10 protein-coding genes are annotated in these 18,721 nt (G+C 39.7%); all 10 read left to right on the top strand.

From position 1 onward, the window contains the following. Nucleotides 1-49: 49 nt before the first annotated feature. The 10 genes from B0G92_RS11335 to B0G92_RS11290 all read left to right on the top strand — a co-directional run bounded on the left by B0G92_RS11335 (nucleotide 50) and on the right by B0G92_RS11290 (nucleotide 18,714). On the top strand, nucleotides 50-856 hold the full coding sequence (locus tag B0G92_RS11335; RefSeq protein ID WP_101472470.1) for an outer membrane protein assembly factor BamD: 807 nt from the start codon (nucleotides 50-52) through the stop codon (nucleotides 854-856). Nucleotides 857-865: 9 nt separating this feature from the next. Beyond that, nucleotides 866-1,183 (top strand): DNA-directed RNA polymerase subunit omega, encoded by a 318-nt coding sequence (locus tag B0G92_RS11330; protein WP_056065814.1) that lies wholly within the window; start codon nucleotides 866-868, stop codon nucleotides 1,181-1,183. A gap of 5 nt (nucleotides 1,184-1,188) precedes the next feature. Next, the gene (coaBC, locus tag B0G92_RS11325; protein ID WP_101472279.1) at nucleotides 1,189-2,397 is read left to right on the top strand and encodes a bifunctional phosphopantothenoylcysteine decarboxylase/phosphopantothenate--cysteine ligase CoaBC; all 1,209 of its coding nucleotides are present in this window, start codon (nucleotides 1,189-1,191) and stop codon (nucleotides 2,395-2,397) included. Next, nucleotides 2,390-3,274 (top strand): type IX secretion system protein PorD, encoded by an 885-nt coding sequence (gene porD / locus B0G92_RS11320; RefSeq protein WP_101472278.1) that lies wholly within the window; start codon nucleotides 2,390-2,392, stop codon nucleotides 3,272-3,274. Before coaBC ends, porD begins: the two co-directional genes overlap by 8 nt. An 82-nt stretch (nucleotides 3,275-3,356) precedes the next feature. Beyond that, on the top strand, nucleotides 3,357-5,009 hold the full coding sequence (gene recN / locus B0G92_RS11315; RefSeq protein WP_101472277.1) for a DNA repair protein RecN: 1,653 nt from the start codon (nucleotides 3,357-3,359) through the stop codon (nucleotides 5,007-5,009). Nucleotides 5,010-5,075: 66 nt separating this feature from the next. Next, nucleotides 5,076-6,269: an enoyl-ACP reductase FabV gene (gene fabV, locus B0G92_RS11310; RefSeq protein WP_101472276.1), complete on the top strand. Its 1,194-nt coding sequence runs from the start codon at nucleotides 5,076-5,078 to the stop codon at nucleotides 6,267-6,269. A 210-nt stretch (nucleotides 6,270-6,479) separates the two neighbouring features. Beyond that, entirely contained in the window at nucleotides 6,480-10,514 is a 4,035-nt protein-coding gene (locus B0G92_RS11305; protein ID WP_101472275.1) for a T9SS type A sorting domain-containing protein, read from the top strand. 269 nt (nucleotides 10,515-10,783) lie between these two features. After that, nucleotides 10,784-13,780 carry a T9SS type A sorting domain-containing protein gene (locus tag B0G92_RS11300; protein WP_101472274.1) on the top strand — a complete coding sequence of 999 codons (2,997 nt, stop codon included), beginning with the start codon at nucleotides 10,784-10,786 and terminating at the stop codon, nucleotides 13,778-13,780. Between the two features lie 88 nt (nucleotides 13,781-13,868). Beyond that, nucleotides 13,869-17,627, top strand: coding sequence for a T9SS type A sorting domain-containing protein (locus B0G92_RS11295; protein ID WP_101472273.1), 3,759 nt, complete (start codon nucleotides 13,869-13,871; stop codon nucleotides 17,625-17,627). Nucleotides 17,628-17,715: 88 nt separating this feature from the next. Next, a complete protein-coding gene (locus B0G92_RS11290; protein WP_101472272.1) occupies nucleotides 17,716-18,714 on the top strand; it encodes a glycosyltransferase family 2 protein in 999 nt (332 codons plus the stop codon). The last annotated feature ends 7 nt before the right edge of the window (nucleotides 18,715-18,721 follow it).

Here is an 18,721-nt window from a genome sequence, read left to right as displayed (position 1 = left end):
TTTTTAAGAAACCTCAAACGGCTTGAAATCAGTAAATACAATCTTGAAAATGAATAGAATATTTTGCTTACTTATAATTGCGGTTGCTTTTGCTTCATGCAGTCCTTACCAAAAAGCTTTGAAATCAGAGGATATCGCTGTAAAATATGACATCGCTTCAAAAATGTATGACGCTGGAAAATATACAAAAGCAATACGCCTTTTTGAGCAGATAGCACCATCATACAGAGGTAAGCCGGCTGCAGAAAAGATGTTCTATATGTTTGGGCAATCGTATTATAAGACAAAACAGCACTATCTTGCAGCCTATCAGTTTGAAAGCTTTACTTCCAGCTATCCAAAGAGTGAAAAAGCAGAAGAAGCGGCCTATTTGAGTGCTGAAAGCTATTCGAGACTGTCACCAAGATATTCATTGGACCAGGGCGATACAGACAAGGCTATTGACAAGCTGCAGGCATTTATTAATAATTATCCAAATTCTGAATACCTGCCAAAAGCAAACGAAATTGTAAAAGCGTTGCGTGAAAAGCTGGAAAAAAAGGCGTTTGAAAATGCAAAACAATACCACACCATAGGAGGCTATACAAGAGATTATTCAGCAGCCATAAAAGCTTTGGATAATTTTATTGCTGATTATCCGGGAACGCCATTCAAAGAAGACGCTTTGTACTACAGGTTTGATTCTGCCTATATTTTGGCAATCAATAGTGTAGAAAGCAAAAAGAAAGAAAGATTGAATCTGGCGAAAGCATCCTATGCAATGCTTATGAAATTCAATGCATCAACACAATATAAAAAAGATGCTGATGATAAATTGGCACGAATCGAGAAAGAATTACAACAATTTTCTAATTAAATAAAAGTCATGGATTTAAAAAAGACTAATGCTCCTGTAAACACAGTTACTTACAATAAGACGATGATTGAGGAACCGACAGGTAACGTGTATGAAGCGATTACGATTATGGCTAAAAGAGCAAACCAAATCAACTCTGAAATTAAGAAAGAATTGACAGAGAAATTGGAGGAGTTTGCTACCTATAATGACAGCTTGGAAGAAATTTTTGAAAACAAAGAGCAAATCGAAGTTTCAAAATTCTACGAAAAATTGCCAAAACCGCATGCATTGGCTGTGCAGGAATGGCTTGATGGTAAAATCTATCACAGAGATACTACTAAATAATTACTATGTCTGTTTTAAGTGGTAAAAAAATAGTGCTGGGAGTTTCCGGTGGAATTGCCGCATATAAAACAGCCTCACTAGTAAGATTATTCATAAAAGCAGGTGCCGATGTCCAGGTGGTCATGACACCTGCTTCTAAGGATTTTGTGACACCGCTCACACTTTCCACGCTTTCAAAAAATCCGGTACATTCCACTTTTTATAATGATGATGAAGAGGCAGTTTGGAACAACCATGTCGAATTAGGTCTTTGGGCTGATTTGATGTTGGTGGCTCCCGCTACAGCAAACACATTGTCTAAAATGGCAAATGGCTCCTGTGACAATCTTTTGATAGCAACCTACCTTTCTGCCAAATGCCCGGTTTATTTTGCTCCTGCAATGGATTTGGACATGTATAAACATCCTTCAACCTTAGCCAGTTTTAAATTACTCAGGCAATTTGGCAATATCATGATTCCGGCCGAATCGGGAGAATTGGCAAGCGGACTCTCCGGAGAAGGAAGAATGGCTGAGCCTGAAAATATTATAGCCTTTCTTGAGGCCGATTTAGAAAGCAAATTGCCGCTAAAAGGAAAAAAAATACTGGTTACAGCCGGACCCACATACGAAGCAATAGACCCTGTGCGTTTTATAGGAAATCATTCCTCAGGCAAAATGGGGTTTGACATTGCTGAGCATGCTGCCGGATTAGGAGCTGAAGTGATTCTGATTTCCGGACCAACGCATTTAAAGCCTAAAAGTTCAGGGATTACTCTGGTGAATGTAACCTCTGCACAGGAAATGTATGAGGCAGCCCACCGTTATTTTGGCGATGTTGATGTGGCAATTTCTGCTGCAGCTGTGGCAGATTACAGGCCAAAGTTTCCGGCCACACAAAAAATAAAGAAAACGGAAGATGCCTTTACCATCGAATTGGAAAAAACGCAGGATATTCTGGCTTCTTTAGGGAAAGTGAAACAAAAACAATTTCTGATAGGATTTGCATTAGAGACAGAAAATGAAATTGAAAACGCAAAATTGAAAATCCAGAAAAAAAACCTAGATTTGATAGTTCTCAATTCATTGCAGGATGAAGGTGCCGGTTTTGGAAAACCGACAAATAAAATTACCTTTATCGACAGGAATTTGGAAATTGAGCCCATGCCTTTAAAAACAAAAGAAGCCGTGGCCGAAGATATTTTAAATAAAGTAATACAACATTTTTATGCGTAAGATATTATTGTTTTTGTTGTTCGTTGCAGGTTCTGTTCAGGCTCAGGAATTGAGATGTACCGTAAAAATAAACTATGACCGAATCACGAATGCTAATACGCAGATTTTTAAGACGCTGGAGCGTTCACTAAATGAATTTGTGAATAAGACCCGTTGGACCAATCAGACGTTTGCAGAGAATGAAAGAATTGAATCGTCAATGTTTATCAATGTTTCAGGATACAATTCTGACCAGTTTTCGGCTTCCATTCAGGTACAGTCTTCGCGTCCGGGGTATAACTCGATGTATGCCTCGCCGGTTTTCAACTTTAACGATAAAGACTTCAATTTCAGGTATGTTGAATTTGAAAACCTGATTTTCAACCCAAACAGCTACGATTCAAACCTGGTATCTGTTATGGCGTTCTACAGCTATATCATTATGGGATTGGATGCCGATACCTTTTCGCCAAAAGGAGGAACTCAATATTATGAACTGGCTCAAAATGTGGCAATCCTGGCACAGCAAGGAGGCTCAAAAGGATGGAATCAGGCAGATGGAAACGTTTCGAGATATTTCCTGATTACAGACCTGATGTCAAATACTTTTGCTCCTTTCAGAGAAGCCCTTTACCAATACCATTCAACAGGGATTGATTTAATGAGCGAAGATTTGAAAAGAGGAAAGGAAAACATCAAAAACTCGGTGAAAACTTTGGCTCAGATATATGATATTCGCCCAAACGCATTGCTAACACGTGTCTTTTTTGATGCCAAATCAGATGAAATCGTTTCGATTTACACAGGAGGACCTTCTATTGCGATTGCGGATTTGGTAGAAAATCTCAACAGAATTTCTCCATTGAATTCCAGTAAATGGGGTAAAATCAGATTTTAAATCATAAGAATTCATTTGTTTTATACGAAGCGCTTGCCTCAAAGCAGCTCGTAAATAATCACTATCTTTAAACGTAAAGGCTTTGCTGACGTCATTATCCATAAAGAATTTCGCACTGATTGAAAAACTCGATATTGATTTTTCAGAGAATTTTTCAATAATAACAGGAGAAACCGGAGCGGGAAAATCGATTCTCCTTGGAGCTTTAGGGTTGGTTTTGGGCAAAAGAGCAGACTTAAGTTCGCTAAAAAACAAAGAAGAAAAATGTGTTATTGAAGCACAATTTGATATTGCGCGCTACAATCTGGAACCTTTTTTTGAAGCCAATGATTTGGATTTTGAAAAAGAAACCATCATCAGAAGAGAAATTCTTTCTTCCGGAAAATCAAGGGCTTTTGTCAATGACAGTCCCGTTAATCTACAGGAACTTCAGGAACTGGGTGAGTATTTGATAGACATCCATTCGCAACACCAGACTCAGGAGCTTTCTGAAGAAAATTTCCAGTTTGATATTATTGATTCGATGGCCGGAAACACTTCCGAAATTGCAGCATATAAATCCCTTTTAAAAAAATACCGTAGCCTGAAGACCAATCTCACGGCATTGCAATCCAAGCTTCAGGAAGCTTCAAAAGAACAGGATTATAACTCGTTCCTTTTAGAAGAATTGCTTGCGGCTAAACTGAAATCAGGCGAACAAGAAGAATTGGAAAGTGTTTTTGAACAATTGAATAATGTTGAACTGATTAAAGAAAATCTGGACCGCGCCGTTTCAATCGCCGAAGAAGAACAATTTGGCGTACTTCACAATCTTAAAGAAATTAAGGCGTCGCTTCAAAAAATAGCTTCTTTTTCCGCAGATTACAATTCGTTGTTTGAAAGAATAACAAGCGCGTCAATTGAACTTGATGATATTGTTTCTGAACTGAGTCAGAAAGCAGAATCTTTGATGAGCGACCCGGAACAGCTTGAGTTGGTTAACCAAAAATTACAAACCATCTATAATTTACAGCAAAAACACCAGGTGAAAACCGTTGAAGAACTTTTGCTGATACAGGAAGACCTGGATAAAAAGGTAATTTCGGTTGACAGTCTGCAACAGGAAATCGAGCAGGCCGAAAAAGAAATAGCAGAAAGCGAATCCGGTTTGGATACTATAGCTGCTACAATCAGTGAGAAAAGACAGAATGCAATTCCGGTGCTGACAGAAAAGCTGGTTGCGATTTTGGAATTGCTCGGAATGCCAAATGTCCGGTTCAAAATAGAGGTAAAGCTGTCAGATAGCTATCATGCTAACGGAAAAGACGATTTACAATTTTTATTTGCCGCCAATAAAGGCTCGGATTTCGGACTGCTAAAAAAAACAGCATCAGGAGGAGAGATGTCAAGAATTATGCTTGCCGTAAAATCAATACTGGCACAATATCAAAAACTCCCAACTATTATTTTTGATGAAATTGATACCGGGGTTTCCGGAGAAATTGCCCATAAAATGGGTGAAATTATGAAAGAAATGAGCAAAACAATGCAGGTATTTGCCATCACACATTTGCCCCAAATTGCTGCTAAAGGAAATACCCATTTTAAAGTATTCAAATCGGTAGTGGGCGACCAGACCCAATCCGAACTTAAATTGCTTTCAGCCGACGAAAGAGTCATTGAAATTGCGCAGATGCTGTCAGGAAAAGACATATCCGATTCGGCTATAAATCACGCCAAGGCCTTGCTGAACTAAAAAAACGAGGTATATTTGCTTAGGAACACTAACATTATAATTTATTGACTATATAAATACTGTTTTATGATTATAGAACCAAGAATGCGAGGATTTATTTGCTTAACAGCCCATCCAAAAGGGGCAGAGCAAAGCGTTAAAAATCAAATTGAATACGTAAAATCAAAAGGAAAAATCGATGGTGCCAAAAAAGTATTGGTAATCGGTGCTTCTACAGGATTCGGTCTGGCTTCCAGAATTACGAGTGCTTTTGGTTCTGATGCCGCTACTATTGGAGTATTTTTTGAAAAGCCGCCAATGGAAGGGAAAACGGCTTCACCAGGCTGGTACAATTCGGCAGCTTTTGAAGCTGAGGCACACAAAGCAGGTCTGTATGCTAAAAGTATCAATGGGGATGCTTTCTCTAACGAAGTTAAAGACCAGACAATAGAACTTATTAAAAAAGATTTGGGACAGGTAGATTTGGTAATCTACAGTCTGGCTTCTCCGGTAAGAACTAATCCGGTTACAGGCATTACACACCGTTCTGTTTTAAAACCTATAGGAGATACTTTTTCTAATAAAACGGTAGATTTCCATACAGGTAAGGTTTCAGAGATTTCGATCGAACCAAGTAAGGAAGATGATATAGAAAATACAGTTGCCGTAATGGGAGGTGAAGATTGGGCAATGTGGATGGAAGCGATGAAAAAAGCCGGTGTTTTGGCTCCGGGAGCAATGACAATAGCTTATTCTTATATAGGGCCGTCATTAACAGAACCGGTATACCGTAAAGGAACTATTGGTCGTGCAAAAGACCATTTGGAAGCTACTGCATTTTCAATTACAGATAGTCTGAAAGATATTAGAGGGAAAGCCTATGTTTCTGTTAATAAAGCCTTGGTAACCCAGGCAAGTTCTGCAATTCCTGTTATTCCTTTATACATTTCCCTGCTTTATAAAGTAATGAAAGAAGAGGGTATTCATGAAGGAACTATTGAACAAATTCAAAGGTTATACCAACAGCGCTTGTATACAGGAGGTGAAGTCCCAACCGATGAGAAAGGAAGAATCAGAATCGATGATTGGGAAATGCGTGATGATGTTCAGGAAAAAGTAGCCGCATTATGGGAAAAAGCCACTACCGAAAATCTTTCGGAAATTGGAGATTTGGAAGGTTACAGAAAAGACTTCTATAATCTGTTCGGATTTGATATTGAAGGAGTGGATTATAAGGCTGATACTAATGAAATGGTAGCCGTTGAGAGCATAAAAGAATAGTTTATATTGAATATTTAGCTATAATATAAAAAAAAGTATAGTTATCACGTAAAAATTCTAAAGCCTGCATTAATGCAGGCTTTTTTGCATAATATAAGTTTAATCTTATTGTTTATAATGGTTATTTTTTTTGTTCCCTCCTTCAATTTTAACTTTTTAATCTTTTAAAATTGTTATTTTAGCAGTCTGTTAATCAATTTATACTTTTTTATGAAAAAAATTACGTTATTGCTGATGTTGTTTGTCAGTTATTTGTCCTATGGACAATTATGGACAGTAGCATCATGTTCTGATCTTGGGTCCAGTACATACGGACCCATGTACAGCGTGGCTGGGGCGAATGCCACGAACCGTACTGCGGTGATCTATCCTTCTTCTCAATTAACGGGAATGGCTGGTCAGGTTTTAAATGCTGTCTATTTCAAAAGGGCGACTGCTACAGGAACAATGGCCGGAACTCCAAATCTTAGGATTTATTTGAAAGAAACTACAAGTACTACCTGGGGTAGTGGAGGTTTGGATTGGGCAACGGCTACAACCGGAGCAACTTTGGTTTATGATTCTAACCCGGCAACTGTGGTTGGGTCATCGGCAGGATGGAAAAGTTTTCCTTTTTCAAACACTTTTACCTACTCCGGAACGCAAAATTTAGCTGTTTTCTTTGAATACACTAATTCAACTGCGAGTACGGCACTTACATGGAATTATGAATATACCAGTCCATGTGTCAATACCAGCGATTCTAATACTACGAAGTATTCAAATAATACTTCAGGTACGATGCCAACGACTTTAGGTTCTTCAGACTATAGAAGGCCTTTAATTGCTTTCGATTTTAATGTTTCATGTAATGCTCCAACAGGATTAGCTTCGGCAAATGTTACATCAACAGGCGCGACTATCAACTGGACACCTCCTGCAGTTGTACCGTCAGAAGGTTATGAATATTATTTAAGTACTTCTGCTACGGCACCACTTCCATCTGCAACTCCAACAGGTTCTGTTGGTGCTGGTGTTACAACAAAAAGTTTTTCGGGATTGCCTTCAGCAACGCAACATTATGTTTGGGTAAGATCAAATTGTGGTACTACCGACAAGAGTATTTGGGTTCAGACTACTTTTACAACGGCTTGTGCTACGTACATTCCTAGCTTCCTTCAGGATTTTAATGGCGCAGTCTTCCCACCGGCATGTTGGACAACAGCTGGCGCAGGAGATGAAACTACCGGACCGTCTGGTACAGGTGCCGGTATCTGGGTTGCGGATGGATTCCTGAATGATGGAACTGTAGGTGCAGCTCGAGTTAACTTATACAGCCTTAATAGAAAAGGATGGTTAATTTCACCTACTATTGATATGAGTGCGGGGAATTACAGAGTTAGATTTGATGTTGGAGTAACAGCTTTTACTGGTTCAGGTCCGGCTCAGATTGTGAATGATGACAAGGTTGTTTTCCTGGCATCACAGGATAATGGTGCTACATGGACGATAATACATACATGGGATTCTACAAACTCTCCAACGAATGAAAGAGCTTTATACTCTGTAAACCTTCCAGCTTACGTAAGTGCAAATACTAAATTTGCATTCTACGCGACTGATGGACCTGTTGACGATACCCCGGATTATAACTTTTATGTTGACAATTTCTTAGTTGAGGCTATTCCTACTTGTGAAGCACCTACAACTGTATCCTTTACAGGAATAACAAACGCTGGCGCAACTATCTCATGGGATGCTGTTGCTGGTTCTGCAGGATATGAATATGTTCTTGATGAAGTAGCTACAAATCCTACAGGTGCAGGAACTCAGATTGCAGCTGCGCCACATACTGCTTCTTCTTTGGCAGGAAACACAACGTATTATTTCCACGTTAGAAATAATTGCGGTTCAGAATTTAGTGCATGGACTACAAGAAGTTTCAAGACACTTCCTAATCCACCTGCAAATGACGACTGTATTAATGCGATTACTTTAACAGTAAATCCAAACTTCTTATGTGCAGTGAAAACAACCGGAACATTATTGGGTGCTACAGACTCTGGTGAGCCGGATAATGGAGCAGGAACTCCAAATGATGATGTTTGGTATAAATTTGTAGCAACAGCTGCTTCTCATAGAATTACGCTTACCGGCGTTACCGGAACTCCTACAGATTTAGTACATGAGGTGTTGGAAGGAAATTGTGGTGGTGGTCTGATCAGCTTAAATATTAGCGATCCGGATACAAGTAATTTGACTAACCTGATACCAGGAAATACATATTATGTAAGAATTTTTAGTTATGGAACAGCAACAGGAGCTACTACATCATTTGATGTTTGTGTAGGTACATTCCCTCCACCTCCTGCGAATGACGATTGTCCTGCTGCTGTAACTTTGACAGTAAACGCTGATTTGGCTTGTGGTGTAAAAACTTCCGGCACTTTACAATCAGCTACAAACTCCGGTGAAGGTGATAACGGAGCCGGTATTCCGGATGATGACGTTTGGTATAAATTCGTAGCAACGGCTACTTCACATAGAATTACTATTTCTAATGTTGCAGGAACTCCAACAGATTTAGTACATGAAGTATTGGATGGAACTTGCGGTGGAGGTTTGATTTCTTTAATCGTAAGTGATCCTAATACAAGTACTGTAACAGGTTTGGTTCCAGGAAATACTTATTATGTTAGAGTATTCAGTGCTGCTGCTGCTGCAATTACAAATAATACGACATTTGATATTTGTGTAGGAACATTGCCTGGCGCACCAGCAAATGATAATTGTAGTGGTGCTATTGCTCTGACTGTAAATGCTGATTTGGCTTGTGGAGTGAAAACTTCTGGAACTTTACAGTCTGCTACAGATTCAGGTGTGCCTGATAACGGAGCTGGTACTCCAAACGATGATGTTTGGTATTCTTTCGTAGCTACTACAGGTTCTCATACAATTGCGCTTTCTAATGTTGCAGGAACTCCAACAGATATGGTACATGAACTTATGACTGGAACTTGTAACGGTTTAGTGAGTTTGAATGTTAGTGATCCTAATACTTCTACCTATACAGGTTTGACACCAGGAGCAACTTATTATGTTAGAATTTTCAGTTACGGAACGGCAACTGATGCTACAACAACTTTCGATGTTTGTATTGGTAGTTCTGCTGCGCCTGCAGTACCGGCTAATAATGAGGCTAGTGGTGCTGTTAACTTAACAGTTAATCCGGCTTTAACTTGTACAGCTACAACTACAGGAACAACTATTGGTGCAACCCAATCTGCAGAGCCTGCACCAGCTTGTAGTGCTGCTGGATTTAATGATGACGTATGGTATACATTTACACCAACAGTTGACCGCGCTAGATTTACATTTACTGGAACGGCAACAGGTACTACTATGGTTGGAGTGTTATACACGGGTACTCCGGGATCTCTTGTAGAAGTAGCTGGAAGTTGTGCTGAAGGAAATACATTGAATTTTATAAACTTGACACCTGGAACAGTATATTATGCAAGAGTTTTTACAAATTCTGCTCTTCCTACTGTGTCAACAGCATTTACTTTGTGTGTTTCAACACCACCGGTAGCGCCTGTTAACGATAATTGTTCTGGTGCTATTGCATTGACTGCTTCGGGTGATTTTGCTACCGGAGCTATTGTTGGAACTGTATCTGGTGCAACAACAGTAACCGGGCTAACATATGCCTGTCAGACAAACCGTGCTGAAGATGTATGGTATTCTGTAGTTGTTCCGGCTTCTGGTCGTTTGACTATAGAAACAAAAGCTCAAACTGGATCTACGATGACAGATAGCGTTTTGAGTGTGTTTTCTGGAACTTGTTCTTCATTAACAGAAATTGCTTGTGATGATGATACGGGAGATGGTAACTTCTCTATGTTGACTGTAACAAACCAAACACCTGGTGCAACATTATATATTGGAGTTTGGAGATATGGAACTGCTGCTGCAAATACAGGTGAATTTAGAATTGCTGCTTATGACGCATCTTTAAGTGCTCCTACATTTGAAGATAATAACTTCAGAGCATATCCAAACCCTGTTGTAGACGTATTGAACTTGTCATACACACAAGAAATTTCTAATGTGTCTGTCTTTAATTTACTTGGACAGCAAGTGCTTACAAAAACAATCGGAGCTACAGATGCTTCTGTTGATATGTCAAGCCTGGCTGGAGGAACTTACTTAGTGAAAGTTGCTGTAGATAATCAGGTTAAGACAATTAAAGTAATCAAACAATAATTTGATATAACTTTTAAAAAGGATCCCGGCTGCATTTGTAGCCGGGATTTTTTGTTTTATTATATTTTAAAAAAGCGGTTCCTTAAGACCGCTTTTATCATTTTCAAACAAGAATGAATTGAACGTAAATGTGTTTTTAAACTAATGTTTTTTGGTAAGAATATAGCAAAATAAGGCATTTTTGAGGATAAATATTTATTCTTTAAATCTTAAAATTATATTAAAATAATTGGTTATATTGCAGTGTATTAACTAAACTTTTAAACAATATGAAGAAAATCTACGCATTGCTTGTCCTGCTATGCTGGCAAGTCAATTCCCAGACGCTGAACCAATCAGCGAACTGGCCTAATCCCGCCTGGACAATAACGGGTACCTACAATTCGAGTGCTGTTGCTTTCGAATCTGACCCAAGAACTACTGCTTTTTTTGCTTATGACGATGACGATGCCGGGAATAGTTCACATGAAGATAACATTGCGGCAGAATCACCTGTAATTGACCTGACACCGGCTTTCACTGCCGGAGAAACCACATTGGAAATAACAGTGCAATATGGCTACTATTATTTAGATTATGATGTCTTGAGATTTGAATACTGGAATGCGGCCACTTCAACATGGGTTCCGTGGGGTTCAAGCTCAATTCCGGGTAACAATACTACTATTACTGATAACTTTTGTAATATCCCCAAAACGACCTATTTAACGGAAGGGCTTAACATTTCTACTTTTACTCCTGCACAATTAACAGGATTCAGATATCGTATTTTTTATGATGATAATCCTGACGGTCCGGATTGGAATTATGGTTTTTGTTTTAGCTCGCCAACAATTCGTTCCATTGCTTGCGGTGCGCCAACAGGATTGGTTGTCGCTTCATTGAATCCTGGTGGTGCTACAATCAACTGGGATGCTACTGCAGGAGTTACTGGCTTTGAATATGTTTTGAATACAACAAGTGCAGATCCTTCAGGCGCAGGAACATCAATAACGGCTAATACTTATTCGCCTTCAGGTTTACCTCCTGGCACAACCTATTATTTTCATTTAAGAACAATATGTACTGCTACTCAGAGTCCTTGGAGAACAGTTTCATTTACAACTAGTCCTGCCAATGATATTTGTTCATCAGCAATAGCATTAACAGTAAATTCAGATTTATTGTGTACTGTAAAGACATCAGGCACGCTTAAATCAGCAACAGATTCCGGTGAGCCGGATAATGGTGCAGGAACTCCTGATGATGACGTGTGGTATTCGTTTGTGGCTACGGGAACAACACACCGTGTCCAGCTTTCAAATGTAACCGGAAATACAACTGATTTGGTACATGAGGTATTGGAAGGAACTTGCGGAGGCGGTCTTATCAGCTTGAATATAAGTGACCCTAACACAAGTACCATTAGCGGTCTTACTCCGGGAACTACATACTACGTAAGGGTATTCAGCTATGGAGCCAATACTAATGCGGATACAACTTTTGATCTTTGTGTGGGAACATTTCCACCGCCACCTGCAAATGATAACTGTTCCGGAGCTGTAACGCTTACCGTAAATCCAAATGCTAGTTGTGCGGCAGTTTCGTCAGGAAACCTGACTTCGGCAACAGATTCAGGAGAAGGAGATAATGGTGTAGGTACTCCAAATGATGACGTTTGGTATAAATTTGTGGCCACCCAGGCGGTACATAAAATTTCACTTTTGAACGTGGCCGGGTCTCCAACAGACCTTGTGCATGAAGTATTGGAAGGAACTTGTGGAGGAGGTTTAATCAGCAGATATGTAAGTGATAATGACATGAGTACTGCCTCAGGATTAACAGCAGGTACTACTTATTATGTAAGGGTATTTAGTAATTCTTCAGACACAGGGGCTACTTCAACTTTTAATGTTTGCATAGGTGTGCCGCCGGTAGGTTCTGTATGTGGAAATCCAATTGTAGTGACAAGCTTGCCATACACCACAACCGATAATACAAACCTGTATGGTGATGATTATGATTTTCCAAATGGAGGAAATTCAGGTTGTTCTGGTACTTCAAACTATTATTTGAATGGTGATGATGTTGTATATGCTTATACGCCAACAACCAACACATCAATTAACATAAGAATTCCAGGAGCAGCAGCATGGTCAGGAATCTTAGTCTATACAAGCTGTAGTGATATTGGAACGGCAGCTGTTGCCTGTGCTTCCGGAAGTGATATCGGAAACAGGGAAATCAATCAGTTTTCTGTTACTGCCGGAACAACATACTATATTGTTCTTTCCACTTTTCCATCTCCGCAAAGCTTTGCGTATACCTTGAATATTACGGAAAATACTTGTATAGCTCCAGCAGTTACATTCAGCAGAACATCAAACTGTGCCGTTTCACCAGGATTCTTTGTTAATGCAAACATAACAAGTTTGGGTACGGCAACTTCTTTGACTGTTACAGACAATCAATCAAGTCCGGCACAACAGGTAACGGCTGCAGGCACAGTTCAATTCGGGCCATATCCGAATAACACATCTGTAATTCTTACAGTAGCAAGCAATCAGGATGGAAACTGTGTAGTGACAAGCCCGGCACAAAACCAGACAGCTTGTCCTCCGGTAAATGATAATTGTGCTAACGCAGTAGCCATAACACCTACGGCAACTTTTGTTCCAACAGACGGAACCAATGTTGGAGCTACAGCAAGTTCTACAGAAACTGTACCGGTAGACTGTAACGGATATTCTGGTGGTGATGTTTGGTTCTCTGTAGTAGTACCGCCTAGTGGTAACCTGACTATTGAAACAGGAAATTCAAGCACAGGTGCAAGCGGATTGGATACGGTGGTTACTGCATACTCCGGAGCTTGCGGTTCTTTAGTTCAGGTGGGTTGTGATGATGATGGTGGTGAAGGAGCTTATTCTTTAGTTGTATTATCAGGACAGACTCCGGGTTCAACATTATATTTGAGAGTTTATGAGTATTCAAATGACAGTACGGGAAGTTTTGGTATATCGGCCTATGATTCTTCTTTGAAGACGACATCTTTTGATAATATGAGCTTCAAAGTATATCCTAACCCGGTTAAAGACAGGCTTCATTTGTCTTATACAGAAAACATGTCTGATGTTGCCATATTTAATTTGTTAGGACAGCAGGTTCTTTCAAAGAAAATCAATGCGACAGAAAGCCAGATTGATATGTCAACTTTAGCAGGTGGAACTTATCTGGTAAAAGTAAATGTTGGCAATCAGGTTAAGACATTAAAAATCGTTAAGGAATAATCAATTCATCAAAATATTATGAAAAGCCACCTTTTTTGGTGGCTTTTTTTATACTTTCGTAAAGTATTTTACCCCAAATAATTAACTTATGGAAAAAAATTACTTTGGCCCTATCTCACAAAGAGCAAAAGCAAAACTATTCTTAAAATTTTTATTGCTATTAGTTTCCACAAGCACTTTTTCCCAGACTACTTTAATAAATCCAACTACAGATGGTGGATTTGAAAATGGAAATACATTAGCTGCCAATGGATGGAATGCAGTAAATGCCTCTGTTGATAGCTGGAATGTTGGAAATGTTCCTGTTGCAGGAGCTGGAACAAACTGTGCTTTTGTATCGTCAACAGGAGGTGCGACCTGGCAATATTCGCAAACAAGTTCGGTAATCCATTTGTATAAGAATATAACCGTTCCCGCCAACGAACCTAAAATTACACTTTCCTTTAGATGGAAAGTTGGAGGTGAAGGAACAGGAACCAATGACTGGGATAATATGAAAGCCTTTTTGGTGCCTTCCTCTTACAATCCTGTATCAGGGGTTCCGATACCGCCAAACTATCAAATAGGAACATTGTATAAATTAAGTTCTACAAACTGGAGTACCGCCAATATTTCTCTTGCTGTTGTGCCGGGAAATTCTTATAAGCTGGTATTCAGTTGGAAATCTGATATTTTAGATGTCGTGAATCCGCCTGCAGCAATCGACCAGGTTTCTATGATATCCAATCCGCCAAGAACTTTTACATCGGTAGCGTCAGGAAACTGGAATCTTCCCGCTACCTGGGATATAAATGCAGTTCCGACTAGCGCAGACAATGCAATTGTTTCAACAGGGACAACAGTAACCCTTAACGTAAATAATTTAGCCATAAACGACCTTACCATAAACGGAACCCTGAACTATGCAACGGCTGCTGCTACTTTTGCGATAAAGGGTAATTTGTTGGTCAACACGGGAGGTAATCTGGATGCTTTTGCCGGTACGACAGGAAAAAGCCTGGTGGTTTCACGAAACATGACAAATAATGGTAATATTGACCTTTCCAAAGGAACGGCAGTTAATAATATTTTGACATTTGACGGTATAATTCCTCAAACAATTGGAGGAACAGGTACATTTACAAACAATCTCATCAGGAACCTCACATTCAACAATTCTTCTACAGGAGTAATAACCTGGAACTTTAATGATTTGAGAGTAGGTGGTAATCTTACTTTCACCAAAGGAAAAGTGGCCTTGGGAAGCAATACGCTGATTTTAGGTACGGGAGTAGCCGCCGGAACAGGAAATAATGCCATTGGAGCACTTGTCTATACTTCCGGAGGATTTGTGTCGGGAACTTTTTCAAGATGGTGGGCAAATACGGCTACAGGGACAGCATTGACTGCTGGAAGTCAGCCAACGGCCGCTTTAGGCAGATATCCTTTTATTAGCAGTACCGGAATTAACAGGGCTGCCTATGTACAGCGTGTCACGCCAACAGCAGGAGGGCAGATAGCTTGTAAATATGTTGATGCAGCTACAACTTCTGCATCGTCAATTTCTGATTCCGGTTATGTGCTGGATTCAAAATATGACGGGAATTGGACGTTTTCGACTCCGGGCACTGTGCCTGTTTCAGCTACATACAACATCGCGCTTATTGGACAAAATGCTTATTTGGCTTCCAATGGAAACAGCAGGATTATCAGGGAAACAGCAGCAGTCGAAGGAACACATCTCAACGGGACAAACCTTCCAATGGGACAAAGAACAGGATTGACATTGGCGCAGTTAACCCAATCACCGCTTTACATTGGCCTTGCTTTTGCTGACACGCCTAATGCTTCAATAGCAAGTGGAAACTGGAACAATGCTGCCATTTGGAGCAAAGGAAATGTTCCTAACTGTAATGAAATAGTAAGCATTGCACCTAACCATACCGTGAGTATAAATTCAGCCGGAAATAGCTGCAAGGGACTTACGGTTTCACTTGGAGGTAAGCTTTCGGTTTCCGGAGGTGATTTGGTTGTGGGATGTACAGACAATAACAATACATTAAATGTTTTGGGAGTTTTAGAAGTCACTGCCGGAACCCTGAATGTGAACGGTAATATTTCGACTTCTTTTGGTTCGGTATTTTCTCAAAGTGGGGGGAATATCAATGTGGATGGAAATTCGGGTAATGCTGCAACCAGTGTGCCTAATGGAACCCGAATCATCAACATCATTCCGGAAGATTCTGAAAGCCTTAATTGGACTGGAGGAATACTCACAATAGTCGACCCGCATGCTTCAACAACTGCCAATGATGTTTTAAGGATTGATGGGGCCTTTGAAGGCTCTGTAAATGTGACATCCGGACATACAATCCGATTCGGTGATGGTGTATCGGTACAATCCGGCGGTAATGCCACAAACGGATTCAGGATAAATTGCTGGGCAACGGTAACAGGTTTGCCTTTAGGAAATGTCATTGTAGAAGGTCCGGAAGGAACAAATCGTTATCTTACAAGTACCTATCCGGTTCCGGTTAATGGAGACCTTACGATTAATAATGGTGCCGAGTGCCGTATCTCTACCATTTATTTAAACGGTAGTGCAATGGTCAACATTGGAGGTATACTCACATCAACAACAGGTTTTTTCTTTGCAAACGCAAGATTCGTAAACGAATCAACGGTGGCTTTTGGCCCAAGCTTAAACTTACAACAGCTGACTAACAACGGAATCATAAGAAATCTTGCTGCTTCGCCAACTGCTAATTTTGCAAATATGGTGTTCAATAACGGAAGTACGGCGGGTGTAACCTTAAATTCCCCTGTATCATTAAGCGGAACCCTGACTCTTAATGAAGGCAAGGTAAATACTTCAAATACTAATTTACTAACGGTTGGAACGGCAACTGTGGCTGGTGATATTGCAGGTGGCTCTGCTACAGCATACATCAACGGACCTTTGGCAAGAACCTTCGGTAACAACAGAACGGCAGTAGGTACGTATTCGAATGTGACAATCTATCCGGTTGGAAAAGACGGCAGTTATTTGCCTTTTTATATTGACCCGTCAACATCGGGAGGTGCTTTACAAATGAAAGGAGAGGCATTTGTGGCAAATTCCGGAACTTTCCCGTCAAATGTTTCATCACTTTCCAATAACCGTTGGGAAGCCTTACTCATTGCCGGAAACGCAAATTTACTGAATGCAAATGTCAGGATAGTAGATGCAGGCATAACCGCAAACAGTAAAATGCTGAAATCAGCAACAGCAAATGGCGAATATGCGGTATTTTCTCCGGCTTCAATAGTTGCCGCAGACAATTTGTATACTTATTCGTCAATCAGAGTGTCTGATTTTTCAGGATATTTTTCTCATGGACAAATAATTTGTAGCGGAACTGTAGCGGAACCAACCGGTAGTCCAGTACAGGATTTCGTAACAGGACAGACGTTGGTTGATTTTGTTGTTAACGGAAGCGATATCATTTGGTATGATGCAGATGGAAACAGACTGCCATTATCAACAATATTGGTGAGTGGTACAACCTATTATGCATCACAAACCATAAATGGCTGTGAAAGTAGTGGCAGGCTTGCTGTTACGGCAGGAATTAACCTGGGAACTGATGATTTTGAGGCAATCGCTTTTAAATATTATCCTAATCCGGTATCAGACAGGTTAAATCTGGTAGCTTCTGAAAACATTGATTCTGTGGAAATTTATAATCTTTTAGGGCAAAGAGTTTTTTCAAAAAAATTAGATGCTATGCAGGAACAGCTTGATTTTTCACAACTACCAAAAGGTACCTACATTTTGAAAGCGGCAATAGGCAATGTGATGAAAAATGTAAAGATTGTCAAAAAATAATAGTTTTTAAAAAGCGATAAAAGCCATCCTCTAACGGGATGGTTTTTTTGTTTATAAAAGTTATCTTTGTTAAAGTTTAAAATTCCGTATGAAATTTTCTTTTATAATTCCGGTCTATAACAGGCCGGACGAAATCGACGAATTATTACAAAGTTTGGTTTTGCAGAAATACGACAAGCCCTTTGAAGTTGTTGTAATTGAGGATGGTTCTACTATTCCGTGCCAACATATTATTGATACTTACCAGGAAAGACTCGCCATTTCGTACTATTTTAAAGAAAATTCAGGACCGGGAGATTCCAGAAATTTTGGAATGAGAAAAGCTCTAGGCGATTATTTTTTAATTTTAGACTCAGACTGTATTCTTCCGCCAGACTATCTCTTAGAAGCAGAAAAAGCATTGGAACTGAATTATGTAGATTGTTTTGGAGGTCCTGATAAAGCTCTGGACAGCTTTTCCGACATACAGAAAGCCATTAATTTTTCAATGACTTCTTTTTTGACAACTGGAGGAATTCGAGGAGGTTCTGAAAAAATAGATAAATTTCAGCCCAGAAGTTTTAACATGGGATTGTCTAAAAAAGCATTTGAGGCCAGCCAGGGCTTTGGGAATATCCATCCCGGAGAAGACCCGGACCTTTCGATAAGACTTTGGAAAATGAATTTTGAAACACGATTGTTCCCAAAAGCCTATGTCTATCATAAAAGAAGAATTGATTGGTCAAAGTTCTACAAACAGGTAAACAAGTTCGGCAAAGCCAGACCCATATTGGATAGTTGGTATCCGGAATACAGTAAGCTGACCTTTTTCTTTCCAACGCTCTTTCTTTTGGGATTCCTTGCTTCGGTGGTATTTTCTTTTTTCTGGACATGCATTTTTCTGGTCTTATATGTTTTTTATTTCTTAGCAATTTTTATTGTTTCCACTTTTCAGAATAAAAGCCTGAAAATAGGATTCTTTTCCCTGATAGCAGTAGTAACACAGTTTTATGGCTACGGCACGGGCTTTCTGAAATCGTTTTGGAATATCAAAGTGCTGAAAAAGAAACCTCAGGAAGTATTTCCGGAGTTGTTTTTTAAAAAATAAATTATCA

This window comes from Flavobacterium lindanitolerans, from assembly GCF_002846575.1.
Classification (GTDB): Bacteria; Bacteroidota; Bacteroidia; order Flavobacteriales; family Flavobacteriaceae; genus Flavobacterium; species Flavobacterium lindanitolerans.
This window is presented reverse-complemented; position numbering and strand designations above follow the sequence as displayed.

Excerpts from the sequence above, each read along its gene's own strand:
- fabV (WP_101472276.1), top strand. The coding sequence starts at position 5,076 with ATGATTATAGAACCAAGAATGCGAGGATTTATTTGCTTAACAGCCCAT.
- coaBC (WP_101472279.1), top strand. The coding sequence starts at position 1,189 with ATGTCTGTTTTAAGTGGTAAAAAAATAGTGCTGGGAGTTTCCGGTGGA.
- B0G92_RS11335 (WP_101472470.1), top strand. The coding sequence starts at position 50 with ATGAATAGAATATTTTGCTTACTTATAATTGCGGTTGCTTTTGCTTCA.
- B0G92_RS11290 (WP_101472272.1), top strand. The coding sequence starts at position 17,716 with ATGAAATTTTCTTTTATAATTCCGGTCTATAACAGGCCGGACGAAATC.
- B0G92_RS11295 (WP_101472273.1), top strand. The coding sequence starts at position 13,869 with ATGGAAAAAAATTACTTTGGCCCTATCTCACAAAGAGCAAAAGCAAAA.
- B0G92_RS11330 (WP_056065814.1), top strand. The coding sequence starts at position 866 with ATGGATTTAAAAAAGACTAATGCTCCTGTAAACACAGTTACTTACAAT.
- B0G92_RS11305 (WP_101472275.1), top strand. The coding sequence starts at position 6,480 with ATGAAAAAAATTACGTTATTGCTGATGTTGTTTGTCAGTTATTTGTCC.
- porD (WP_101472278.1), top strand. The coding sequence starts at position 2,390 with ATGCGTAAGATATTATTGTTTTTGTTGTTCGTTGCAGGTTCTGTTCAG.
- B0G92_RS11300 (WP_101472274.1), top strand. The coding sequence starts at position 10,784 with ATGAAGAAAATCTACGCATTGCTTGTCCTGCTATGCTGGCAAGTCAAT.